The sequence below is a fragment of the Amycolatopsis sp. NPDC052450 genome (assembly GCF_044547565.1).
Classification (GTDB): domain Bacteria; phylum Actinomycetota; class Actinomycetes; order Mycobacteriales; family Pseudonocardiaceae; genus Amycolatopsis.
Window position 1 is genome coordinate 480,625 of the sequence record NZ_JBIUAQ010000002.1, and the last position, 21,465, is coordinate 502,089.

Sequence of the window (21,465 nt, forward strand, 5' to 3'; positions counted from 1 at the left end):
CACCTCGCCGTCTGGGAAGGACCCCGTCCCGCCGACCACAAAGCCGCACACACAATCTTCGAAACCCTCCACATCGAGTACATGGGAGGACGACGCACTCCACCGACCACGTGATCCAGCACTACGTCCGTGCACTGGTGGCACGCTGGCCCGATCTCGATCCAGACGCCGAGGACGATGAAGACGACGTCCCTTGGTCGGACGGACCACTGATCAACAACGCCAGCGGCCCACTGTTCTACTTCGGCATGGTCTACAGCAAGTACGAGCAAGCCGCGGGATTCGCCGTCGAGCGTGCCCTCGCACTGGGGCTGATCTGCTTCGATCCACAGGAAGGGCGTCTTGTCGCCTGACGAACCGGACCGCTGCCACAGGGCGCCCCTACTTGGTTATCGAGGGGAAAGTCACCGTGTCGTGGCGGGGGCCAGTGTCGCTCCTGCGTAGGCGTTCTCCTGGTAGCGAGGGCCTCCTTGCCTACTCTGAAGGTAGTGAAGGAGGCTTTCGCTACCTTCAGATGTGGTCCCTGGTAACAGTGAGACTGCTGTGATCTCGGCGGCCGGTCGTGAAGTACATGAAGGCCCCCTTCCTTGCGTCTAGCGCAAGGAAGGGGGCCTTCATGTACTTCGGCAAGGCGTGACTCGCGTGCCTGGATGCCGCACTCGGGAATACGGAGTCCGATCAATAACCGGCATGAATGCCGCCCGACCGCAACCTCCAGAAGGCATAAAATCCCTCAAATGACAAATTATTCCGAGGGCATACAATTCATCCAACCGCAACAGTGTCGCCAAGAAGAACAATGTTTGACAGCGTCGCGGAGTTTCCTTATGGTCGCTCGAGTTCCCGCCGATCGATATCCGAAGGTGCTCCTTGACCACGCCTGCGACGCTGCCGAAAATCAGGCAGCAGTTGATTCTCGCCGTTCTCATGTTGTGTTCGCTGCTGATTTGGCTGGACAACACCGTCCTGAGTACCACGCTGGAGACCCTTGCCGACCCGGTCCGCGGCCTGGGCGCCGATCCCGGTGAACTGCAATGGGCGACCGGTTCGTACACGCTTGCCTTCGCCACCTTGATGTTCACCGCGGGCGCTTTGGGCGATCGTTTCGGCCACCGGACGGTGTTTTCCAGCGGGTTGGCGGTCTTCGCCGGATCCTCGCTGTGGGCGGCGTACGCGAGCGATGCCGGTCAGCTGATCGCGGCCCGGGCCGTGATGGGGGTGGGCAGCGCGCTGATCACGCCCGCCATGCTGGCCATCCTCATGTGGACCTTCACCGGCCCCGCCCGCGCTGCCGCGATCGGTGTCTTCTCGACGTCGGCCGGTGTCGGAATGGCCGCGGGTCCGGTGCTGGCGGGGTTCCTGCTCGATCATTTCCGGTGGGGCTCGGTCTTTCTGATCAATGTCCCGGTCTCGGTATTGGCGTTCGCCGGGCTCGCCTTGCTGGTTCCCAATTTCCGCAGCCCTGCTCCGCGACCCTTGGACCCCGCCGGAATGGTGCTGTCGGCCGGTGGACTCGTGGCATTGGCCTACGGGCTGATCCGGGCGGGGCAGGTGACCGCGTGGAGCCGCACCGACGTCTGGGCGCCGATCGTTCTCGGTCTGGTTCTGCTGGCCGTTTTCGTACTCGTCGAACTGCGCGCCAAGGTGCCCGGCTTCGACCCGAGGCTGCTCGCGCGACGCGCGTTCGGTGGCGGCAATGTGGCGCTCGGGTTGCTGCTCTTCGCCGTGGCCGCGATCACCTTCTACAACGCCTTCTACCTCCAAGGCGCGCTCGGATTCTCACCGATGAAAGCGGGTCTGGCCAACGTCCCGACCGCTCTCGGCGCGCTCGCCGGGGCACCCCTCGCCACCCGTCTGGTCCGCCGCCTGTCGCTGCGCCTTGTCACCGTGCCCGCGCTGACCATCGCCGCGCTGACGATGGCCGGATACGGGTTCCTCGGGCTGCACACCCCACTCGTCTGGATCGAAATCCTGTTGCTGGTACAGGGTCTCTCGATCGGCATGGTGATCGGCCCCGTCACGGCCGCGTTGATCGCCGACCTGCCGTTGGACCAGGCCGGTGCGGGGTCCGCCGTCACCAACACGGTGCGGCAAACCGGCAGTGTGCTCGGAATCGCGGTCGGCGGCACGATCATGTCGATCGTGTACCGGCGGGCGATCGAACCTTCGCTGGCGGACGCGCCCGGCCCGATGCGGGATCAGGCGCGGGTGTCCGCCGAACAGGCCCGCCACGTCGCCTCCGCCGCCGACCGGCCCACGCTCGCGCGGGCCGCGGACGACGCGTTCATCCATGCCATGCACGTCGGCGCGGGCTGGATCGCGGTCGTCACCCTCCTCGGTGCGGTCGTCCTGCTGATCACCTTGCCCGCTGACGGGAAGAAGAAGGCGCCGGCCGAAGCGGTGACATCGGTGTCCGGGTGAGTTCCGCGCAGGAGAATCCGGGTTCCCGTCTTGGCCACGTCCGCAGCGCGATCACGACGCCGGTCAGCCCGAGCGCGGCGAGCACGATCCAGGTGACGGTGAAGCCCGCCGCCGTGGCCAGCCGGCCGGCGATCGGATAGGCCAGCAGCCAGCACGCGTGCGACAAGGCGAACTGCGCGGCGAACACGGCGGACCGGTCGCCGGCACCGCTCGACCGCCGCAGGACCCGGCCGACAGGGGTCAGGACCAACCCGGTTCCGGTGCCGACGACCGCCCACACCGCCAGCGCGGCAGGCCAGCGCCACACTCCATCGTGGACGGTGGAGAGGCCGATGGCCCCGGCGATCCCGGCCAGGAGCACCGACGCGCCGGTGAACATGACCGTCCGTTCGGCGATCCGCCCGAGCATCCGCGGCAGCAGCAGCGCCGCGGCGATGGTGCCTGCCCCGTTGCCCGCGAGCAACAAGGCGACGTCGGCCTGGCTCCGGCCGAGCGCGTCCTGGACGTAGTTGACGGTGTTGACCATGACCACCGAGCCGACCGCCGCGACCACGAGGTTCAGCCCCAGCACCCCGCGCAGCCGTGGCGTGGCGAAGAAGACGCGGACACCGGCCAGCGTGCGATCCCGGACACCACCACGACGGCTACGCACCGCGTCCGGGATACGCGTGCTCAGCACCAGCGCGGCCGAGAGCACGAAGCCGGCCGAGGTGCCGGCGAACAGCCAGTGGAAGCTCACCACGCTGAGCACCGCGGCGGCGATCACCGGGCTGAGCAGGCTTTCCATCGTCGACGCGAGCTGAGAGGCCGATAAAGCCCGGGTGTAGAGCTTCTCGTCGGGGAGAATGTCCGGGAGTACCGCCTGGAACGTGGGGGTGAAGGAGGCCGACGCGGCTTGCAGCACCACGATCAGCACGTAGATCTGCCAGACCTGGTCGACGAACGGCAGGGCAGGCACCACCAGCGCCCGCACGAGGTCCAGGCAGACCAGCGCGCTCCGGCGCGGCACGCGGTCGGCGTAAGCGGCCGCGAGCGGCGCCACCGTCACGTAGGTGATCATCTTGATCGCCAGCGCCGTCCCCAGCACCGCGCCGGCGTCGGCACCCGCCAGGTCGTAGGCCAGCAGCCCCAGTGCCACGGTCGCGAGCCCGGTCCCGGACAGGGCGGCCAGTTGCGCTCCGAACAGGCGGCGATAATCCCGGTGGCCGAACAGCGACGACATACCGGAAGACTCCTCACCGAACGACGACACGCCCCATGATAGGTGCATATGTACGCACATGACGAGTCCGGTGACCAATGGTCGGCGCTTCCGCCGCCCGACCAGGTCGAAGTCGCGTCCACGGCCCTGCGGATGCTCGCCGATCCGACCCGGATGCGGATGCTGTGGCTGCTCAGCGGCGACGAGTCCGACGTCGCGTCACTCGCGGCCGCGGTGGGCATCGCCCGCCCGGCGGTCTCCCAGCACCTGGCGAAACTGCGGCTCGCCGGCCTGGTCAGCCTGCGCCGCGACGGACGCCGCGTCCTCTACCGCGCCCGCGGCGGACATGTGCGGCGTCTGCTGGCGGAGGTCATGAACGCCGCCGACCACCACCTGCACGGCATCCCGGACCACGACTGATCCCGGTTCAGAGGCCGCTTGCCGCCCGCATCACCCAGTGCACGCCGGTGTTCTCGACCGTGCCGCCCAGCCGGGTGGCGCCGGGGCCTTCGGCGGTGACCGGGGTATCGGAGCCGGTGTGGTCGTGGGTCGTCCAGTCGACGGTGAACTTGATCTTCGAGCCCGGTACGTCGAAAGGACCGTCCTGATCCGGATCGGTGTCGGAGGGATCGTAGTTCTCGATGGACAGTCCGCCGGTCTCGTGGTCGCCGCCGATGATCACCAGCGTGCCGGGGTGCGCGCGGGCGAACCGCATCACCTCGGCGACGGTGGCGTCGAGCGCGCGGCCCGCGTCGATCACGCCGTGCGCGTTGTTCTCGTGCGACATCCCGTCGGTTCCCTCTTCTTCGAGGAAGAGGAAGAAGCCGCGCGGGTTCTTCGACAGGGTGTCCAGCGCCTTGCGCGCCATCTGCTGGAGCGGCACCCGCGGCGCGTACTTCCCGACGCCGTCCGGGCCGTAGTCGACCATGTCCTCGTTCGCGAACAGGCCGAGGATCCGGTTCGCCCGCGTGTTCCGCAGTTCGTCGCCGTCACGCACGTAGGTGTAGCCGGTTCGCTGCGCGCATTCGACCAGGTCGCCGTAGGGACTGCGGCTCTCCTCCCCCGGTTTGTCCGGCCACAGCCCGGGGTTCCCCTTCGGATACCACCAGTCCTCGCCGCCGCCGAGCAGGACGTCCGGCCGGCTGTTCTCGATGTACTGCTTCGCGATGTCGCTCTGCGAGTTTCGGCTGGGCACGTGCGCCGCGAAGGCCGCCGGCGAGGCGCCTGTCACCTGCGCGGTGGTGACCAGGCCGGTCGACTTCCCCGCCCGCTTCGCCCGTTCGAGGATCGTTTCCAGCGGGCGGCCCTGGGCGTCCACGCCGACGGCGCCGTTGCGCGTCTTGTGCCCGGTCGCGAGGGCGGTGGCCGCCGCGGCCGAGTCGGTCACGATCTCGTCGGGATCGCCGGACGACGTCCGCACGAGACCGGTGGCCGCGAGCCCGTCCATCGCCAGTTCTCCGTGCTTGCCCTTGAGCGCCAGGCGGAGCAGGTCGCGCTGGCCGAGCCCGAGGCCGTCGCCCTGGATGTAGATGATGTTGCGCGCCGTCCGCGCCCCGGATCCCGCCGTCGTCGTCTCCGCGACCGCGGCCGAGCCACCGCACAGGACCACCAGAACCGTCGCCGCCGCCAGTCCACGTCCGCGCACATCGCCTCCTATTAGTTAGGAACCTTTCCTAACAGAGAAGGCGGGCGAAGACCAGAGGTCCTTCCAGCCCCGCGGCCGGGGCATACCCACGGACGGTGAGATCCAGACCACACGATCGGGTCGTGACGATCTTCGTTCCGCTGGGTCTATGGGGTGTGGAAGTGAAGAACTTCCACCGCAGGCAACGGAAACCGAACTTCAGGAGAGCGCGATGACGAACCCCGCCACCACCAAGCCGAACTCGAACTCCGCCGCCCCCGCCGAGAACAGCGCCCTCGTCTCCACGCAGGGCGTGACCACGATCGCCGACACCGTCGTGCAGAAGGTCGCCGGCCTCGCGACCCGCGAGATCACCGGTGTCCACGCGCTCGGCGGTGGCGCCGTGCGGGCGTTCAACGCGCTGCGCGAGCGCATCCCGGGCGCCACCGCGTCCGCCGGGCAGGGCGTCTCCGTCGAGGTCGGCGAACGCCAGGCCGCGGTCGACCTGCAGATCGTCGTCGAATACGGCGTCGCGATCGCGGATCTCGCCAAATCGGTGCGCCGCAACGTGATCGGCGCGGTCGAGCAGATGACCGGGCTCGAGGTCGTCGAGGTCAACATCAACGTGTCCGACGTGCACATCCCGGGCGACGACGACGCCGACGAGACCACCGAATCCGGCCGCGTCCAGTGACCACCGGCGCCGTCCGCGCCCCACAGCAAGGAGAACGTTCATGAACGCCACCCATCTCGGCCTGTTGACCGGTCTCGTGCTCGGCGTGGCCGGCGCGTTCGGCGGCTTCGGCGCTTTCCTCGTCGTGCTCGTCCTCGCCGCCCTCGGCCTGCTGGTCGGCCGGTTCCTCGACGGCAAGCTCGACCTTTCGGCCCTGGCCGGCCGCGACAGGGGCTGATCGCCATGACGACCTTGACCGCCGCCGCGCCGGAAACGGACGGGCGCGGCGGCCTGACCGTCGCCGGCGTGGCCGTCGAGCGGATCGCCGCACGGGCGATCACCGAACTCGACGGCATCGGCGGCGCGGCCTCCCGGGTGCTCGGGATCGCGGTCGGCGGCGAAGACCTCGACCAGGGCGCCAAGGTGAGCGCGCACGTCACCGGCTCGGCGACCACTTTGGACGTCCGGCTTTCGGTGAGGTACCCGCTTTCGGTCCGCGCCACCACCGAAACCGCGCGAGAGCATCTGATCCGCCGCGTCGGCGAACTCTCGGGCCTGACCGTCTCTCAGGTCGACATCACCGTGACGGCCTTGCATTCCACCGAGACCGAAACGAGGAGGGTCCGATGAAACGGCGCCCCCGCCGCAGCGTCCCGGCCGTGCTCGTCGCCGTCGTGGTGCTCGCCGGATGTGTCCTCGCCGCCACCGTCGCGGTGCAGACGATCCTCGGGGAGAACCCGTGGATCCGCTACGACGCCGTCGCGTCCGCGCTGCACGGCCTCCGGTGGAGTGATCCGCTTCCGGCGATCACCGGCGGTGTGATCGCGCTGCTCGGCCTCGTGCTCCTCGTGAGCGCGATCGTCCCGGGGAAGCCGACCGTGCTGCCACTCGAAGGCGACCCGGACTCCGGCGCCTCACGGCGCAGCTACCGGTCGACCCTGCGCACCGCCGCGTCCACTGTGGACGGCGTTTCGGCGGCGAAGCTGAAGGTCAAGCGGCGCGGGATCGTCTCGGTGGTGACCACCGGGCGGACGAACACCGCGGGACTCGCCGACGCCGTCCGCGCCGCCATCGAGCACCGTCTCGCCCAGATCGGCCCGGCCACCGTCCCGGCCGTGCGGGTCCGGGTCAAGGCCACCAGGAGCACGTCATGACCGACCTCAACCGTCCCGCCCGGCTGAACCGCACCCTGCTGGTGCTGACCGGGCTCGTGCTGCTCGCCGGTGGCGTATTCGCCGTCGGCACCCATTTCGGCCGGATCCCGGCGCTCGACCCCGGCGCCACTCTCGTCCCCGGCACGGCGATGCCGTCCGGATGGGTCTGGTACGCCGTCGCCGGTGGCGCCGTGGTCGTCGGCCTGCTGGCGCTGCGGTGGCTCATCGCGCAGCCCGTCCGCAAACCGAAGTCCCACACCTGGCGCTTCGGCCAGGACACCGGCCAGACCACGCTGGCCGCGAGCACCGCGGTCGACCCGTTCACCGCGGAGGTCGCGACCTACCCCGGCGTCCACACCGCGCACGCCACGCTCGGCGGCACCCAGGACGCGCCGGTGCTGGCGGTGGTGCTGAGCGCCGAACAGGACGGCGATCTGGCCGCCATCCGCGAGCGGATCACCGCGGAGAGCCTGCCGAGGCTGCGCCAGGCACTCGACCTCGACGAGCTCCCGACGACCATCGAGTTCCGCTTCTCCGCGAAGGCCGGCGCCCGCCTCCAGTGATCCGCCCCCAATCACGCGAGTTACGCCTCCAATCACGCGAGTTCGCCTTCCGATCACGCATGATCCCCCTCCGGTCACGTCCCGAGGGGGATCATCGCGACGGCAGGGGTGGACGGCGTCCGCGAACCTCCGGCGGGTTCCGCGGTGATACCGACCCGGTCGATGCCGCCGGGCAGCTCCGCGAGGACCGGCAGAGTCCGATGTGGACCGTCCTGCGCCAGCAGCCCGGCCGAATGCACGCCGCTCGCACCGAGAAGCCAGACCTGGTACGCCTTGCCCGGCGCCAACGGCGGCAGATCGCTCGCCAGCACGACGATCTTGCCGTGGCTCCGCGAAGTCACCACCGTGGTCGTCCCGGGTTCGGCGCCCTTGGCGGTCGACGCGTCGGGTGCGGTGAGCACCGCGTTCACCGAGGCGAGCCGCTGTTGCGCGGGATCGGTCCCCGGTTCGGTGTTCGTGGTGACCAGGCCGAACACCAGCGCTCCGGCGGCGGCCGCCGCGGCACCCCAGAGGGCGATCCGCGTTTTCAAAGGCCCGTCTCGACGCGCGACGGCGACCAGTGGCGGCCACTGACGGGTTCCGGCGACCTGCGTGAGCGTCGCTTCTCGCAGCCTCGCCGGTGGCGCGGTGCCGATCGCCGCCCCCAACCGCGCCGCGGTCTCCCGCAGTTCCCGGACTTCCTGGCCGCACGAGGGACAACCCCGCAGGTGCCGTTTGAACGCCGCGGCCTCCTCCTCCGGGACGGCGTCCAGGGCGTAGGCCCCGGTCAGCGTGTGCAGTTCCGCCGTCATTGCCCGACCCCCAAGCAGTCACGCAGCCGGATCAGGCCGTCGCGGATGCGGGTCTTCACCGTGCCGGGCGCGGTCTTGAGCACTTCCGCCACTTCCGGGTAGGTGTAACCGTTGTAGTAGGCCAGCACCACCGATTCCCGTTGCAGGTCGGTCAGCGCGGTCAGGCATTGGCGCACCCGTTGCTGCTCGAGATTGCTGATCGTCGACTCGGCGACCTCGTCGAACGGGCGCCGGAAATCGAGTCTGCCCGCGCGGTCGTCCCGGTCGAGCGAGGCCTGATGCGAACGCACCCGGTCCACCGCCCGCCGATGCGCGATGGTGAGCACCCAGGCCAGCGTGCTCCCCTTGCCCGGTTTGAACCGCGCCGCCGTCCGCCACACCTCCACCAGGACCTCTTGGGTGACTTCCTCGGCGAACGTGCCGTTGCGGACGACCCTGTTCACCACTCCCCACACCGGCCCCGCGACGACGTCGTACAGGTCGGCGAACGCCTGTTCGTCGCCGGCCGCGACCCGTTGCATCAGGCTCGTTTCGGCAGGCTCCGTTCCGGTGCCGCCGCTTCCGCGCGGACTCGTCCGCACACCCTCGACCATCAAGCTGCCTCCACCTCACCCGACGCCCGGCTACGCGGTTCCATGGCGTCCGGGAGGGATTCGGCGCCGAGGGCGGCACGGACTGGTCGGGTGGGTGAGAACACTCGAACGGGGGCTCACCCCTGTTCTTCGAGCACCTTGTCCATTGTGGACCGCAGATGCCGCAGAAAGGCCTCGAACCGTTCGATCTCCTCGGCCGGATACTCCGCGACCAGTGCCGCGAGCCCGGCGCTGAACGGGCCGAAGAACTCCCGCGCGGGCCCTTGGATGTCGGGGCCGCTGCGCAAGGTCACGACCCGCCGGTCGGTGTTCTCGCGGGTGCGCACCACGTAGCCGAGGTTCTCCAGGCGGTTCAGCAGGTTCGTGGTCGCGCCGGAGGTCAGCGAGATGCGTTCGCCGAGCCGGGCCGGGGACAGCGGGGAGCCGGTGTCTTCGGCGTAGAGGATCTCCACCAGCGCGGCGGCGTCGGTGGCGTGCAGGCCGAGCCAGTTCGCGAAACGCCGGGTGAACTCGGTGTAGTTCGCCCCGAAGCTCCGGAGGCCGTCCAGCAACGACGTGACGCGATCCTCCATCGGCCCTCCTCGACTCAGGTGCTTTGACAACCTACCGGTCGCAAATATACCTTCATTGTGAAGCTACTTTCTCATGAAGGAGTTCCCGTGTTCCCCGATCCGTTCGCCGCGAAGACCCGCGGCATCACCGAGCCCGATCCCGTCCGCCCCGCGCTGCGAGCCGCCGGCCCCCTCGTCGAAGTGGCCGCCCCCGAGGGCGGAAGCGCCTGGATCGTGACCGACGAGAAGCTGGCCCGTGCGGTCTTGTCGGACCCGCGCATCGCCAAAGATCCCGCGCTGGCCCCCGAGGGATGGACCGGGCTCGAACGAACCGCCGCCGAACAGCCGTCCCTCACCACACTGGACGGCCCGGACCACACGCTCTTGCGGCGAGCGCACGCTCCGCTCCTGAGCGCCAAACGGATCCAAGCCCAGTCGGATCGCATCCACGAGATCGCGCACGTGCTGCTGGCGGAACTCGGCGACGGAACCGTCGACCTCATGGACGGGTTCTCCACCCGTTTCCCGCTCACCGTGCTGCTCGACCTGCTCGGCATCCCGCTCCGGCTGCTCGACGCCACCGTTGACGCCTGCCGCCGCATGTCCGACCCCGCACCGGGCGCCCAGGGCAAGGCCATCGCCGCGATCGCGGACCTCGCCGCCGCGGGGCTGACGCCGAACCGGAACGGGCTCGCGAAGGAACTGCGCGACAACCTCCCGCCCGAGACGTCCGAAGACGATCTGCGGTATCACCTGTTCGCGTTGATCTTCGCCGGGCAGCTGACCACCGACGCCTCGATCGGTTTCCTGATCTCACGACTTCTCAACGGCGACACCGCCCCCGAGGGCACTCTGGTTCGCGAAACCCTCCGGGAGCACCCGCCCGCCCCGTTCACCCTCTGGCGGTTCACGACCACGGAGATCGAGCTCGCCGGGATCCGGCTCCCCGCCAAGGCCCCGGTGCTCGTCGACATCCAGGGCATCAACACCTACCCGGCCAGGAAACCCGGTCCGGACCTGACCTTCGGCGCGGGCCCGCATTTCTGCGTCGGCGCCCAGCTCGCGCAGCTCGAACTGCGGGCGGTCACGACGGTCCTGCGCACGGACTTCCCCCGAGCCCGGCTCGCCGTGCCCCACACCGAACTCCGGCAGACGTTCCTCGGCGGCATCCAGGGCACGCGGCTCATCAGCCTGCCGGTGCTGCTGCACGGCTGAAAAGCGGGCCGGGGCGCGGAAACCCGCCGCCCCGGCCCGCGAGAGCCGCTACTTCTTGAAGGTGTCGCGGAGCTTGTCCGCCGCGTCGCCGACGGCGTCCTTCACGTTTTCGACGGCGCCCTTGAGGCCGGCCTTCGCCTGGTCCGCCTGACCTTCCGCGCGCAGTTCCTCGTCGCCCGTGGCGTCGCCGGCGGCTTCCTTGGCCTTACCGCCGAACTCTTCGGCCTTGTTGCTGATCTTGTCGCCCAACGACATCGGGACCTCCTCCGTCCGTGGCGCCCGGATCGTGCGCCTACCCGGTAGGACAAGCGAAGATCCGGATCGTCATGCCCACGGACGGGTGATCACCCTCACTGGAACAGTGAAGCCACAGCGGCGGCGAAAGCCCCGGGCGCCTCCTGAGGGACGTTGTGGCCGACACCCGGCAGGACGCGGTGGTCGTACGGCCCGGTGAAGTACTCGCGGTCGCCCGCGGCGCCGGGCCCGCCGATGCCGTCGTCCCCGCTTTCCAGTACGACCGTCGGCACCGTGATCGCCGGTTCCTCCGCGATCAGGTCTTCGAGCGCCTGGTACCGCGGATCCCCTTCCGCCAGGCCGAATCGGTGCCGGTAGGAGTGGATGACGACGTCGACGAAGTCCGGGTTGTGGAGGCTCCGGGCGCTCGCCGGGAACGCCGCGTCGGCGCCCGTCCAGGTCGGCGACCACGTGCGCCACAACAGGGCGCACAACTCGTCCCGGTTCTCCGCCAGCCCGCGGCGGCCGCGCTCGGAATGGAAGTAGAACTGGTACCAGTAGGTGCGTTCCCATTCCGGCGGCGCCGGTTCCCCGGCGTAGGCGAGGTTCTGGACGTTGTAGCCGTCCACCGACACCAGCCCGCGCACGCGTTCGGGCCGGAGCGCCGCCGTGATGCACGCCGCGCGGCCGCCCCAGTCGTATCCGGCGACGACGGCGTTTTCCAGCCCCAGCGCGTCCATGAACTCGATCAGGTCCTGCGCGAGCGCGGCCTGCTGTCCGGAACGGGGTGTGGCGTCGTCGAGGAACCGCGTCCCGCCGAACCCGCGCAGATACGGGACGTACACCGAGGCGCCGCCGTCCGCGAGGACCCGGGCGGCCTCGTCGTAGGCCCGGACGTCGTACGGGAAACCGTGGAGCAGGACCACCGGCGGCCCGTCGGCCGCACCGGTGTGTTCGTACTCGATCTCCAGAACCGGTGTGATGACGCGCTTCGTGCCCATCAGCCCGACCAGCCGCTCAGCCGCGTCAAAAGCCGTTCCAGGACTTCGGGATCGGCGCCGACGGGCGCGCCGGAGACCGGCTCGTCCACCAGGGTGCGGCGGTCGCCCCGCCGCGGCAGCTGGACCTGTCCGGCGGACAGGCCACCGGGCAGCGGCAGCTCGCACCAGAAGGTCACGCCGCGGGTCTCACTCGGCGCCACCCCGGTCCGCTCACCCGGTGCGGGCGTCGGCACGGGAAGCCCGTCCACGTCGTGGTCGACCTCGATGACCAGGACGTCCGAGCGCAACCGCAGTCTGAGCGTCAGGAACGGCGGCTCCTTCGGGTCGGCAGCGTCGACGAGCGCGCCCACCAATTTGGCGGCGGCGGTCTTCGCCTGATCGAGCAGCGGCCGCAAGGACCAGTCCGACAAGATGAGACGGACGAAAAGCTCGGAGCACAACACGGCATTCGGTTGTGCCACCAGCCGGAGGTCGTCCATCTGGGAAGTGCGCGCGCTCAAACCAAGGCCTTCCTCGTCGACGTGCGAGCGTGCATCATGCCACTCCATCCGGTGACGCCCTCACGCCGCCTCACGCAAGCCTTTGGTCCAGTGGACCCGGCAGGCTTTGGCTCTGTCCACGGGGCCAAACCACGCGCACAGTGATCTCGTGAGCATCGCCTTCCTGATCACCACGCTGGTCGTGGTCGCCACGCCCGGCACCGGCGTGGTCTACACGCTTTCCGCCGGACTGGCCCGCGGCAGACGCGCGAGCGTCATCGCCGCGACCGCCTGCACCCTCGGCATCATCCCGCATATGGTCGCCGCGATCACCGGTCTCGCGGCACTGCTGCACGCGAGCGCCCTGGCGTTCGAGATCCTCAAGTACCTCGGCGTGGCGTACCTGCTCTACATGGCTTGGGCGACGCTGAAGGACCGGGAAGCGATCGTCGTGGAGGGCGATCCCGCACCCGCGTCGACCTTGCGGACGATCACCTCCGGCGTGCTGATCAACGTCCTGAACCCGAAGCTGACACTGTTCTTCTTCGCGTTCCTGCCCCAGTTCGTCCCGGCGGGCGAACCCGGTTCGGTCCCCCGGATGCTGCTGCTGAGCGGGGTGTTCATGCTGGCGACGTTCGTGGTGTTCAGCGTGTACGGCGTCCTCGCCGCCGGCGTGCGGCACCACGTTCTTTCCCGGCCGCGCGTCCTCGCCTGGCTTCGGCGGATCTTCGCCGGTTCCTTCGCCGCGCTCGGCGCCAAACTCGCGTTCACCACCCAGTAGACAGGTCCAGCATGCGACTCCAGCACCACCCCGAGATCCACGCCGCTCACCCCGGCCTCGCCGTCGGCACCCTCCAGGCCGGCGGCATCACCCCGGAAATGCCGGTCGACCTGGAGAAGTTCGTCGAACGAGCGACACGACGGCTGGCTGATGGCCCGGAATCGGAGTTCCCCGAGATCCAAGCCTGGCGCCGGGCGTTCGCCAGGATGGGCCTGAAGCCGACGCAGTACCGCTGCGCGTCGGAGTCCCTGCTGCGCCGGCTGCGGAAAGAAGGCTCGCTTCCCCGGATCCATCCGGTGATCGACCTCTGCAACGCGGTTTCGGTCGCCTACGCCATTCCCGTCGCGGTGCTCGACGTCGCGAAGATCAGCGGCTCGCTGGAAGTCCGCCACGCGCGAGGCGACGAGAAGTACGTGACCTTCGCCGGCACGGTCGAACAGCCGAGCCCCGGCGAGGTGATCTTCGCGGACGAGGACGGTCAAGCCCACGCACGGCGGTGGACGAACCGGCAGAGCGGGCACTCGGCGGTCTCCGCCACGACGTCCGACGTGCTGATCGTTTCCGAAGGGCTGCACGCGACCGCGGCCGAGGACGTCCGGCTGCTGATCGAGGCCATCGCGGGCGAACTGGCGACGGCGGGCATCGTCACGAAGCCTTGAGCGCCTTCTCCAGACCGGCCCGCGTCATCTTCGACCGCCCCTTGATGTCCCGTTCCCGAGCCAGCTTCTCCAGGTCCGCCTTCGACAACGAAGAGAGATCTTGCTTCGCTGGTGGCTTCTTCGCCCCCGACTTCTTCTTGGCCTTCCCGCTCTCCACACTCTTCGAAAGCGCCTCGAACAGGTCGACGACCTTCGTCGGCTCCCCGGGTTCGGTGGCGGGCGTGATGGTGTCACCCTTCTTCTTGGCCTTGATCAGCTCACGCACACGGTCGGTGTAGGTGTCGCGGTACTCCTCGGGCCGCCAGTCGTCGCTCATCGCGTCGATCAGGTTGACGGCCATGTCGAGTTCCTTGCCGCGTGCCTTCGCCTTGCCGGGGAGATCCGGCAGCTGCTCGGCGGGATCCCGCAGGTCGGCGGCGAAATGCAGGGTGTTGAGCACCATGACGCCGTCGCCGGAACGGACCAGGGCCAGGTACTCGCGGCCGCGCATGACGAACTTCGCGATCCCGGCCTTGCCCGACGAACCCATCGCCTCGAGCAGCAGCGCGTACGGGCGCTCGAACTCGTCTTTCGCGGGCGCGAGCCAATACGTCTTGTCGAAGAACATCGGGTCGATGGCGTCCAGCTCGACGAAGCTCTCGATGTCGAGCGACTTCGACCGCCCGGGGGCGATCTCGTCGAGTTCCTCGGGTTCGACGACCACGTAGTCGCCGCTGTCGAGCTCGTAACCCTTGACGATGTCCTCGTAGCCGACTTCCTTGCCGGTGCGCTCGTTCACCCGCCGGTACCGGATGCGGTCTTCGGTGCCGCGCTGGAACTGGCGGAAGTGCACCGTGTGGTCCTCGACCGCGCTGTACAACCGGACCGGCACCGTCACCAGACCGAGTGAAAGCGAACCGCTCCAGACCGGACGCATGGGCACACTCCTCTCCTCCAGCCACCTGGTACCCGCGACAGCGGCGGATCACACCTGGTCAGAGGCTGAAAGCGAGGGACTGCAGGAGAACGACCCCGAGGAACACCAGGGTGAAGGCGAGATCGAACGCCACTCCACCGGTCCGCACCGGCGGGAGCACGCGGCGGACCGGCGCCAGCACGGGCTCGGTCAGCCGATGGGCGATCCCGCGCGCCCGGAAAGACCAGGCAGGCGGGCGGGTGGCGAGGTTGACGGTCCAGTCCAGCACCATCCGGACGACGAGCACGATCAGGAACAGGGTGAGCAGGACGCCCACCAGATAGCCAAGAGCACTCATGACGGCACACTCCTCTTTGTTCCAGTGTGCCGTGCTCGGCTGGGAGCGACCTGTGCGAGGAAAGGGCTACCAGGGCGGTTGGCCACCCCCAGTTCGAAGGCCAACCGCCGCGGAGCCCCTACACACGGTTCGGCGCGCTGCCCCGTCGCGCCGATCCGCCAGCTGATGTCTTCAGCTTTCCAAGGCCCTGCATCGGAATTACATCGGCTCTCCACCGGCGGGCATCCGCGCAGTTCAGGGGCCACCGGGCGTAGAATCGAACCGGTTCCAGGGCAGCCGAGCGCGCGCCCGTTAGGCCGAATGCCGCACGGCGTGCCCCCGCGCCGATCTGGCTGGAGGCCGAAGCGGTGGGCTAGGGTGCCGATCAGCCGGCGAACGGACTGGAGGTAGTGCGTGAGCACGCTCACGGTCTCGGACGACATAGTCGCATATGACCGCTGATCGTTTACCCGATTCGGCGGGATCTCCCCGGACCGCCGCCCACAGCTCCCAACTCGGCTTTTCCGTTCTCGGCCCGCTCGAGGCCGAGGTCGACGGCGTCCCCGTCCGGCTCGGCGGGCGTCGTGAGCAGCGTCTTCTCGCCGCCCTGCTGATCAACGCCGGCAGGCTGGTCCCGGTGTCGTACCTGATCGGCACGATGTGGCCGGAAAATCCGCCGAAGACCGCGGTCCGCCAGGTCAGCAACGCGATCGCACGGCTGCGGCACGACCTCGGCGTGGCCCGCTCCGCCGTGGTCACCACCGGCTCGGCGTACCGCGTCGTCATCAGCAGCGCCTCACTCGACTCGGCCCGCTTCGAAGCGGACTACAACCAGGGCGCCGAACTCCTGGCGGCCGGGCTGATCTCGCAGGCGGCCGTCAAACTCGCGGACGCGCTCTCGCTCTGGCGCGGCCCGGCCTTCGACGGTCTCGAAGGCGACGCCATCGAGCAGACGGCTCGACGGCTCGACGAAGAACGCCTCGCCGCCTGTGAGCTCCTGATCGGCGCCAGGCTCCGGCTCGGCGAGACCGAGGCGGCGGCCCGCGAGGCCTTCGACCTCGCCGCCTGGCATCCCACCCGCGAAACCCTCCAGTGCCTCACCATGCTGGCGCTCTACCGGGCGGGCCGCGGCGCCGACGCGCTCCGGACGTTCGACCGGACCAGGATCGCGCTCGCCGAGGAGCTCGGCGTCGACCCGAGTGCCGAACTGAGCGCCCTGCACCAGCAGATCCTGCGCGCCGACGCCGAACTGATGGAGGACGCCGCCCTCGTCCGGTACGGCGTCGGCGGGCTCCGGGCCGGGATGGACACCCTCGGGCGACGTGAGAACGCGGACGCGCAGAAGGCGCTCTTCCCCCGCCCCGCGCAGCTTCCCGCGGACCTCCCCGCGTTCGGCGGCCGCGCCGCGGAACTGCGGACCGTCCTCGAAATCGGCCAGGACGACTCCTCCTCGGGGCCGCGGCTGATCGCGATCGACGGGATGCCCGGTGTCGGCAAGACCGCGCTGGCCGTGCACGCCGCGCACCGGCTCGCCCCGCTGTTCCCCGACGGACAGCTGTTCGTGAACCTCGAAGGCTTCTCGCCGGCGGGTGATCCGGTCGACCCGGGGTCCGCGCTCGAAGCACTGCTGCGATCGCTCGGCATCCAGGGTTCGGACATCCCCGCCGGCACGGGGCAGCGCGCGGCGTTGTTCCGCAGTTGCCTCGCCGGCAAACGCGTGCTCCTGGTGCTCGACAACGCCATCGGGGCGGCGCAGGTGAACCCGCTGCTGCCCGGTTCGGCGAGTTGCTGCGTGCTGATCACCAGCCGCACCCGGCTCGTGGACCTCGACGGCGCCGAACTGCTGTCCCTCGAACCGTTCAGCCGGGCCGACGCGGTGGACCTGCTCGGCCGGATCGTCGGCCCCTCCCGGCTGAAGCGGGAATCCCCCGACGCGGCCGACCAGGTCGCGAGCCTGTGCGGCGACCTCCCGCTCGCGCTGGCGGTCACGGCGAGCAGGCTGCGCGCGCGTGCCTCGTGGACGCTCGACTTCGTCGCCAGGCAGCTGCGCGACGAGCGGAACCGGTTCGGCGAACTCACCGCGGGGGAACGCGATGTCGCGGGCGCCTTCCGGGTGTCCTATCTGAACTTGAGCGAAACCGAACGCCGGGTGTTCCGCCGGCTGAGCCACCATCCCGGTGCCGCTTTCGACCTCCATTCGACCGCGGCGCTGGCGGAAGTCGACCTCGGCGAGGCCCGCCGCCTCGCCGAACGCCTCGTCGACGTGAACCTCCTGCGTCAGCCGTCGATGGACCGGTACGAGATGCACGACCTCCTCCGCAGCTACGGTCGCGAACTCCTGCTCGCCGAGGAGCCCGAACACCAGCGTGAGGCGATGATGCGGCGGCTGTTCGACTACTACCGCAGCACCGTCGCGGCCGCGATGGACTTCATCGACCCGGATTCCGAGGAGGAGCCAGGCGGCCTCGAGGTCCCGAAGAGCGAGTACGGACAGTCCTTCGCGGACTACGACCAGGCCGCGCACTGGATGGACGCCCAATGGCAGAACGTGCTGCCGGTGGCCGTCGCGATGAACAACCACCAGCACTACTCGGACCTCGTGCCGTTCTGCTCGGCGGTGTGGCGCTACTTCGACAACCGCGGCTACTACCGGCAGGCCAGGGAGCTGGAAACCCTCGCCCTGTCCGCCGCGCGGGTCACCGGGAACGTGGTCCTCGAGTACCAGGCCCTGCACATGTACGCGCTGACCCTGTGGCGGCTCAACGAGTTCACCGAAGCGAACCGGCTGTTCAACGAGGTGTTCGAACTGGCCGCGACCACCGGCGACATCCGGATGCAGTGCCGGGCCAGGGGCAACTCGGGGGTCACCCACTGGCTCAAAGGCGAGTCGGACGAGGCGATCGAACACCTCGGCTGGGTCCGCGAGACCGCCCACGCCCACGGCAGCGTGCTCATCGAAGCCCGCGCCAGGCACCGGATCGGGCTGATCCACACCGAGAACAGGCGCTATCCCGAAGCCGCCGAGGAACTCGACGAGGCGCTGAGACTCGCGCACGAGAACGAATCACCCGATCTCGAGGCGGAATGCTTTCTCGCTCTCGGTATCAATTCGCGTGCACTCGGCGATGCCGCACTCGCGGTCACCCAGTTCACCACCGCGGTGGAAGTGCTCGAATCGACCGGTAATCGCAGCATGCTGCCCATCGCCCACAAGGAGATGGCGGCGGCGTTCGACATTCTCGGTAAGCGACTGAATGCGGAACGTCATCGCCGCTTCGCATTGCGCTTGTACACCGATCTCGGCATTTCCGAGTCGCCAGAGGTGCGCGAACTCAAACAGCACCTGACTGATTACTCGGCGTAATTAGCCGTTCTGCTCCGGTACTCTGTTGGCGTAGGTATATTCGCTTGACCGGAGTAACCGCTCACGGAGAGGATCGACGGCATGCACGATGAAGATGACGACGAGTTCTTGTACGAGCTTGAAGCGGAGTACAAGGCACAGAGCACCTGGGGCGGGTTCGAGCCGCCGCCGAACGGCGGGCCTCCTTTCCGCTCGCGACGCTGAATGACCTGACGTATTCGGAAAGTATTACTGGGGACTGGGGCACAAGACTTTCGATGCTGGTAAGGGTTTCCTCTTGCGGAACGCTCTATTGGTCCGATGGTGACGTCGTCTGGGACGACCACCTCGGACATCGCCAGCTCAAACTCGCCGAAGGAACCGAACGCGTCCTGCGCTGGTTCGGTTCTTGGCGAGAACCGGAATCGGTCCGCGCGGCGGACGAGAATCCCGAGATCGGGGAAAGGCTCGTCCGTATCGCGCGCGCGATGATCCGGTACGACGTGCTGGTGGTCAAAGGTTCTTCCCGGCACCAGCGGGAAGAAGAGATCCTTCGGGATTGGGGCCCTTGGGGAACGTCCGCGAGGGCTTTTCACTATGGCACCCGCTCGTTGCGTGAAACCGAGTTCACGACCAGCGAAATGACCGCGAAATCCTTGCTGGAGAAGGCGAAGGCCAGCCCTCCGCCTTCTCCGGTGCGGCCTTCGGGCGAGTACGAGGCGATAGCACTCCCCGAACCGTCACCGGAAAAACTGAACGCGATCGGGCTCGGCGACGCACTGAACCAGCGCAGAAGCGTCCGCGAGTTCGGCGAAGAACCTCTGCGGCTGCGCGATTTGAGCGCACTCCTCACCGCCGCCCGGCCGACGAGACCGGAAACGCATCCCGACATTCCCGCCACCGGCAACGTCTTCAAGACGAGCCCGTCCGGCGGCGCGAGGCACCCGACAGAGGTCTACGTCTACGCGAGGAACGTCGAAGGCCTGGATCGGGCCGTCTACCACTACGACGGTTTCCGGCACGGCCTCACGCCACTGGACGGCAAGATCGACGACGATCAGCTGATCGCGCTCGCCGGCGACCAGCACTGGACCGGCAACGCCGGCGCGCTTTTGATCTACACCAGCGTCATCGAGCGAAACCAGTGGAAGTACCCGGTGAGCCGCACCTATCGGGTCCTGCTGATGGACGTCGGCCACCTCAGCCAGACCGTGTACCTGCTGGCGACCGCGCTCGGCCTGAACGTCACGTTCACCGCGGCGCTCCGCGACGAACTGGTCGAGGACCTCCTCGGCTGCGATCCGGCGAACGAACTGGTGCTGGGGATGTCGGTGCTCGGTACCCGCGCTTGAGGGTCGCGTGTTTGCTTTGCTTTGCTTAGCGCTGCAGTGACTTGGGGTGCCGCGGCCTCGGCGGGAGATCCCAGTCGGGGTTCGTCGCCGGGCCGGCTCGGATGCCGTCGCTGTTCTCCGGCAACGGTCAGGCGGGGGGCGTAGCGGCTGTGGCGTGACAGTGTCGTCCGGCGCCAGCCGATAGTCCAGCCGGGTGCGTCTTCGAGCCGACGGTCTTGTCGTTGCCGAAAACACAACTCGCCGAGATCCACGCCGGGCGTTGCCATTTCCGGCGATGCCTCAGAAGTGGCTCCCTTGGGCCCAAGGGTGCGGCGGCGGTGGGTCACCGCCGCGGGCGAGGTCTCGCCTGGCTGTTTCTGGCGACGTCCCAGAACTCGGCGGAGATTCCTCGACTAGAGGAGGGAACATGACAGACGCGTGACAGCGGCGCCAAGCCATAGTCATAGGTGGAGACGCTTGCATCGTCGTTTTCCGGCAACGCCCAGGAGGCGTCACGGATGCCCGACTCGATGAAGCACCCCGCAGCAGGTGACGACCTTGCCAGAGGAGACTGTTGCCGTTTTCCGGCGATGGTTCAGAACGGTGGTGGTTCAGTGGCTGGGCGGGGTTCGTGCAGGGGTGGTGGCGAACTGTCGTAGCTCTGCCCTGTCGGTGTGGTGACCGTAAGAGTGCCGTCCGCAGCGAGCGAGTAAACCCAGCCGGGTTCGTCTTTGAGTCGATGATCCCGACGGCAGAGGTCGATCAACTGGCCCTGTCATGATTTCCGTGTAAGCCACGGATGACTTCTTCTTTGATTCTAGTGGAGTGGTAGTCGGTCGGGGAAGAGTGCGGCGAGTGTGTTGAGGGCTTGTTTCCAGCCTCGGGTGCCGGTTCCTGATGGGCCGCCTCGGTTGCTGGTGATGTTGCGGAGTCCGAGGTAGAGCAGTTTTGTCGCGGCGGTGTCGCTGTCGAAATGTCCGCGGTTCTTAGTGATTTTCCGGAGCTGGAAGTTGATGTTCTCGATCAGGTTTGTCGTGTAGACGATTCTGCGGAGTTCGGGTGGATAGTCGAGGAATGGGGTAAAGTCGCTCCAGGCGTGCCGCCAGACTTGGATCGCGGCCGGGTATTGCGTGCCGAAGTTTTTGTCGAACTGGGTGAGTGCGATCTCGGCTGCCTCGAGTGTCGGCGCGGTGTAGATTTCCCGCATGGCGGCGGCGACTTTCTTCCGGTCGCCATAGGAAATGAACCGCATGGCGTTGCGGATCACGTGTACGACACAGGTTTGGACCACGGTGTCGGGAAACGCGCCGCGGATCGCGTCGGGCAGTCCGGTCAGGCCGTCACAGCAGGCGATCAGGATGTCCTTCACGCCACGGTTGCGCAGGTCGGTGACGACCTTGGCCCAGAACTTCGCCGCTTCGGTCTCGGCGATCCAGAGCCCGAGGGCGTGTTTACGGCCTTCCATGTCCACGCCGATGGCCAGGTAGGCGACCTTGGAGGTGACCACGCCCTTGTCCTTGACCCGCAGCCGCAGGCCGTCGACATAGAGAATCGGGTACATCTCGTCCAGGGGCCGGGATTGCCACAACGCGATCTCGTCGGTCACGACTTCGGTCACG

Annotated in this window: 25 protein-coding genes and 1 pseudogene; 14 read left to right on the top strand and 12 right to left on the bottom strand. The window is 68.3% G+C overall.

Going from position 1 to position 21,465, the window contains the following annotated elements; genetic code table 11:
* Window positions 1-110 precede the first annotated feature (110 nt).
* Window positions 111-353 (top strand): hypothetical protein, encoded by a 243-nt coding sequence (locus ACIHAO_RS07235; RefSeq protein WP_396555322.1) that lies wholly within the window; start codon window positions 111-113, stop codon window positions 351-353.
* Window positions 354-870: 517 nt separating this feature from the next.
* On the top strand, window positions 871-2,421 hold the full coding sequence (locus ACIHAO_RS07240; protein WP_396555324.1) for an MFS transporter: 1,551 nt from the start codon (window positions 871-873) through the stop codon (window positions 2,419-2,421).
* On the opposite strand, the gene ACIHAO_RS07245 is transcribed toward ACIHAO_RS07240, so the two are convergent.
* Window positions 2,357-3,643, bottom strand: a complete 1,287-nt coding sequence (locus ACIHAO_RS07245; protein WP_396555398.1) for an MFS transporter — start codon at window positions 3,641-3,643, stop codon at window positions 2,357-2,359. The two genes, ACIHAO_RS07240 and ACIHAO_RS07245, sit on opposite strands and share 65 nt — an antisense overlap.
* Before the next feature lie 48 nt (window positions 3,644-3,691).
* On the opposite strand from ACIHAO_RS07245, the gene ACIHAO_RS07250 reads away from it, so the two are divergent.
* A complete protein-coding gene (locus ACIHAO_RS07250; RefSeq protein WP_125795002.1) occupies window positions 3,692-4,042 on the top strand; it encodes a metalloregulator ArsR/SmtB family transcription factor in 351 nt (116 codons plus the stop codon).
* A 7-nt stretch (window positions 4,043-4,049) separates the two neighbouring features.
* Here ACIHAO_RS07250 and ACIHAO_RS07255 read toward each other — a convergent pair whose 3' ends face one another.
* Window positions 4,050-5,267, bottom strand: coding sequence for an alkaline phosphatase (locus tag ACIHAO_RS07255; protein ID WP_396555327.1), 1,218 nt, complete (start codon window positions 5,265-5,267; stop codon window positions 4,050-4,052).
* 211 nt (window positions 5,268-5,478) lie between these two features.
* Between ACIHAO_RS07255 and ACIHAO_RS07260 the strand changes: the two genes are divergently transcribed.
* The 5 genes from ACIHAO_RS07260 to ACIHAO_RS07280 are packed head-to-tail and all read left to right on the top strand — an operon-like array spanning window position 5,479 to window position 7,636.
* Window positions 5,479-5,940 carry an Asp23/Gls24 family envelope stress response protein gene (locus ACIHAO_RS07260; protein WP_396555329.1) on the top strand — a complete coding sequence of 154 codons (462 nt, stop codon included), beginning with the start codon at window positions 5,479-5,481 and terminating at the stop codon, window positions 5,938-5,940.
* 40 nt (window positions 5,941-5,980) lie between these two features.
* Window positions 5,981-6,157 (top strand): hypothetical protein, encoded by a 177-nt coding sequence (locus tag ACIHAO_RS07265; RefSeq protein WP_037321503.1) that lies wholly within the window; start codon window positions 5,981-5,983, stop codon window positions 6,155-6,157.
* 5 nt (window positions 6,158-6,162) lie between these two features.
* Window positions 6,163-6,549: an Asp23/Gls24 family envelope stress response protein gene (locus ACIHAO_RS07270; RefSeq protein WP_396555332.1), complete on the top strand. Its 387-nt coding sequence runs from the start codon at window positions 6,163-6,165 to the stop codon at window positions 6,547-6,549.
* Window positions 6,546-7,073 carry a DUF6286 domain-containing protein gene (locus tag ACIHAO_RS07275; RefSeq protein ID WP_396555334.1) on the top strand — a complete coding sequence of 176 codons (528 nt, stop codon included), beginning with the start codon at window positions 6,546-6,548 and terminating at the stop codon, window positions 7,071-7,073. The genes ACIHAO_RS07270 and ACIHAO_RS07275 overlap by 4 nt, the downstream gene beginning before the upstream one ends.
* Entirely contained in the window at window positions 7,070-7,636 is a 567-nt protein-coding gene (locus ACIHAO_RS07280; RefSeq protein ID WP_396555336.1) for an alkaline shock response membrane anchor protein AmaP, read from the top strand. Before ACIHAO_RS07275 ends, ACIHAO_RS07280 begins: the two co-directional genes overlap by 4 nt.
* A 74-nt stretch (window positions 7,637-7,710) precedes the next feature.
* Here ACIHAO_RS07280 and ACIHAO_RS07285 read toward each other — a convergent pair whose 3' ends face one another.
* From ACIHAO_RS07285 to ACIHAO_RS07295, 3 genes are all read right to left on the bottom strand, one after another.
* Window positions 7,711-8,427, bottom strand: coding sequence for an anti-sigma factor domain-containing protein (locus ACIHAO_RS07285; protein WP_396555338.1), 717 nt, complete (start codon window positions 8,425-8,427; stop codon window positions 7,711-7,713).
* Window positions 8,424-9,020: an ECF RNA polymerase sigma factor SigK gene (gene sigK / locus ACIHAO_RS07290; RefSeq protein WP_125788560.1), complete on the bottom strand. Its 597-nt coding sequence runs from the start codon at window positions 9,018-9,020 to the stop codon at window positions 8,424-8,426. Before sigK ends, ACIHAO_RS07285 begins: the two co-directional genes overlap by 4 nt.
* Window positions 9,021-9,136: 116 nt before the next feature.
* Window positions 9,137-9,592, bottom strand: a complete 456-nt coding sequence (locus tag ACIHAO_RS07295) for a MarR family winged helix-turn-helix transcriptional regulator (RefSeq protein WP_125794995.1) — start codon at window positions 9,590-9,592, stop codon at window positions 9,137-9,139.
* An 87-nt stretch (window positions 9,593-9,679) separates the two neighbouring features.
* Here ACIHAO_RS07295 and ACIHAO_RS07300 point away from each other — a divergent pair, with 87 nt between their 5' ends.
* Window positions 9,680-10,786, top strand: coding sequence for a cytochrome P450 (locus ACIHAO_RS07300; protein ID WP_396555341.1), 1,107 nt, complete (start codon window positions 9,680-9,682; stop codon window positions 10,784-10,786).
* A gap of 48 nt (window positions 10,787-10,834) precedes the next feature.
* Here ACIHAO_RS07300 and ACIHAO_RS07305 read toward each other — a convergent pair whose 3' ends face one another.
* The 3 genes from ACIHAO_RS07305 to ACIHAO_RS07315 form a co-directional block, all read right to left on the bottom strand.
* Window positions 10,835-11,041: a CsbD family protein gene (locus ACIHAO_RS07305; RefSeq protein ID WP_396555343.1), complete on the bottom strand. Its 207-nt coding sequence runs from the start codon at window positions 11,039-11,041 to the stop codon at window positions 10,835-10,837.
* A 95-nt stretch (window positions 11,042-11,136) separates the two neighbouring features.
* Window positions 11,137-12,021: an alpha/beta fold hydrolase gene (locus ACIHAO_RS07310; RefSeq protein ID WP_396555345.1), complete on the bottom strand. Its 885-nt coding sequence runs from the start codon at window positions 12,019-12,021 to the stop codon at window positions 11,137-11,139.
* A complete protein-coding gene (locus ACIHAO_RS07315) occupies window positions 12,021-12,521 on the bottom strand; it encodes an ATP-binding protein (protein ID WP_396555400.1) in 501 nt (166 codons plus the stop codon). Before ACIHAO_RS07315 ends, ACIHAO_RS07310 begins: the two co-directional genes overlap by 1 nt.
* Before the next feature lie 148 nt (window positions 12,522-12,669).
* Between ACIHAO_RS07315 and ACIHAO_RS07320 the strand changes: the two genes are divergently transcribed.
* Window positions 12,670-13,281: a LysE family translocator gene (locus ACIHAO_RS07320; RefSeq protein ID WP_396555347.1), complete on the top strand. Its 612-nt coding sequence runs from the start codon at window positions 12,670-12,672 to the stop codon at window positions 13,279-13,281.
* Window positions 13,282-13,292: 11 nt separating this feature from the next.
* Window positions 13,293-13,940, top strand: a complete 648-nt coding sequence (locus ACIHAO_RS07325) for a B3/4 domain-containing protein (RefSeq protein ID WP_396555349.1) — start codon at window positions 13,293-13,295, stop codon at window positions 13,938-13,940.
* Here ACIHAO_RS07325 and ACIHAO_RS07330 read toward each other — a convergent pair.
* Window positions 13,927-14,856, bottom strand: coding sequence for a Ku protein (locus ACIHAO_RS07330; RefSeq protein ID WP_396555351.1), 930 nt, complete (start codon window positions 14,854-14,856; stop codon window positions 13,927-13,929). The two genes, ACIHAO_RS07325 and ACIHAO_RS07330, sit on opposite strands and share 14 nt — an antisense overlap.
* Window positions 14,857-14,914: 58 nt before the next feature.
* Window positions 14,915-15,193 (bottom strand): YggT family protein, encoded by a 279-nt coding sequence (locus ACIHAO_RS07335; protein WP_396555353.1) that lies wholly within the window; start codon window positions 15,191-15,193, stop codon window positions 14,915-14,917.
* A 430-nt stretch (window positions 15,194-15,623) separates the two neighbouring features.
* On the opposite strand from ACIHAO_RS07335, the gene ACIHAO_RS07340 reads away from it, so the two are divergent.
* From ACIHAO_RS07340 to ACIHAO_RS07350, 3 genes are all read left to right on the top strand, one after another.
* Window positions 15,624-18,536, top strand: a complete 2,913-nt coding sequence (locus ACIHAO_RS07340; protein ID WP_396555355.1) for an AfsR/SARP family transcriptional regulator — start codon at window positions 15,624-15,626, stop codon at window positions 18,534-18,536.
* 81 nt (window positions 18,537-18,617) lie between these two features.
* Window positions 18,618-18,740 (top strand): hypothetical protein, encoded by a 123-nt coding sequence (locus tag ACIHAO_RS07345; protein ID WP_255431256.1) that lies wholly within the window; start codon window positions 18,618-18,620, stop codon window positions 18,738-18,740.
* Window positions 18,741-18,793: 53 nt separating this feature from the next.
* Complete coding sequence (locus tag ACIHAO_RS07350) at window positions 18,794-19,867, top strand: SagB/ThcOx family dehydrogenase (RefSeq protein WP_396555357.1); 1,074 nt, start codon at window positions 18,794-18,796, stop codon at window positions 19,865-19,867.
* A gap of 574 nt (window positions 19,868-20,441) precedes the next feature.
* Here ACIHAO_RS07350 and ACIHAO_RS07355 read toward each other — a convergent pair.
* A pseudogene (locus tag ACIHAO_RS07355) lies at window positions 20,442-20,612 on the bottom strand (HNH endonuclease); the annotation flags it as partial.
* Window positions 20,613-20,663: 51 nt separating this feature from the next.
* On the bottom strand, window positions 20,664-21,465 hold an 802-nt coding region (locus ACIHAO_RS07360; RefSeq protein WP_396555359.1), incomplete at its 5' end, for an IS256 family transposase.

Bases quoted from the DNA above. Each gene is read 5' to 3' on its own strand.
- ACIHAO_RS07295 (WP_125794995.1), bottom strand. From the start codon at position 9,592: ATGGAGGATCGCGTCACGTCGTTGCTGGACGGCCTCCGGAGCTTCGGG.
- ACIHAO_RS07265 (WP_037321503.1), top strand. From the start codon at position 5,981: ATGAACGCCACCCATCTCGGCCTGTTGACCGGTCTCGTGCTCGGCGTG.
- ACIHAO_RS07350 (WP_396555357.1), top strand. From the start codon at position 18,794: ATGCTGGTAAGGGTTTCCTCTTGCGGAACGCTCTATTGGTCCGATGGT.
- ACIHAO_RS07270 (WP_396555332.1), top strand. From the start codon at position 6,163: ATGACGACCTTGACCGCCGCCGCGCCGGAAACGGACGGGCGCGGCGGC.
- ACIHAO_RS07245 (WP_396555398.1), bottom strand. From the start codon at position 3,643: ATGTCGTCGCTGTTCGGCCACCGGGATTATCGCCGCCTGTTCGGAGCG.
- ACIHAO_RS07340 (WP_396555355.1), top strand. From the start codon at position 15,624: ATGACCGCTGATCGTTTACCCGATTCGGCGGGATCTCCCCGGACCGCC.
- ACIHAO_RS07250 (WP_125795002.1), top strand. From the start codon at position 3,692: ATGTACGCACATGACGAGTCCGGTGACCAATGGTCGGCGCTTCCGCCG.
- ACIHAO_RS07285 (WP_396555338.1), bottom strand. From the start codon at position 8,427: ATGACGGCGGAACTGCACACGCTGACCGGGGCCTACGCCCTGGACGCC.
- ACIHAO_RS07345 (WP_255431256.1), top strand. From the start codon at position 18,618: ATGCACGATGAAGATGACGACGAGTTCTTGTACGAGCTTGAAGCGGAG.
- ACIHAO_RS07260 (WP_396555329.1), top strand. From the start codon at position 5,479: ATGACGAACCCCGCCACCACCAAGCCGAACTCGAACTCCGCCGCCCCC.
- ACIHAO_RS07310 (WP_396555345.1), bottom strand. From the start codon at position 12,021: ATGGGCACGAAGCGCGTCATCACACCGGTTCTGGAGATCGAGTACGAA.
- sigK (WP_125788560.1), bottom strand. From the start codon at position 9,020: ATGGTCGAGGGTGTGCGGACGAGTCCGCGCGGAAGCGGCGGCACCGGA.
- ACIHAO_RS07280 (WP_396555336.1), top strand. From the start codon at position 7,070: ATGACCGACCTCAACCGTCCCGCCCGGCTGAACCGCACCCTGCTGGTG.
- ACIHAO_RS07275 (WP_396555334.1), top strand. From the start codon at position 6,546: ATGAAACGGCGCCCCCGCCGCAGCGTCCCGGCCGTGCTCGTCGCCGTC.
- ACIHAO_RS07325 (WP_396555349.1), top strand. From the start codon at position 13,293: ATGCGACTCCAGCACCACCCCGAGATCCACGCCGCTCACCCCGGCCTC.
- ACIHAO_RS07330 (WP_396555351.1), bottom strand. From the start codon at position 14,856: ATGCGTCCGGTCTGGAGCGGTTCGCTTTCACTCGGTCTGGTGACGGTG.
- ACIHAO_RS07335 (WP_396555353.1), bottom strand. From the start codon at position 15,193: ATGAGTGCTCTTGGCTATCTGGTGGGCGTCCTGCTCACCCTGTTCCTG.
- ACIHAO_RS07305 (WP_396555343.1), bottom strand. From the start codon at position 11,041: ATGTCGTTGGGCGACAAGATCAGCAACAAGGCCGAAGAGTTCGGCGGT.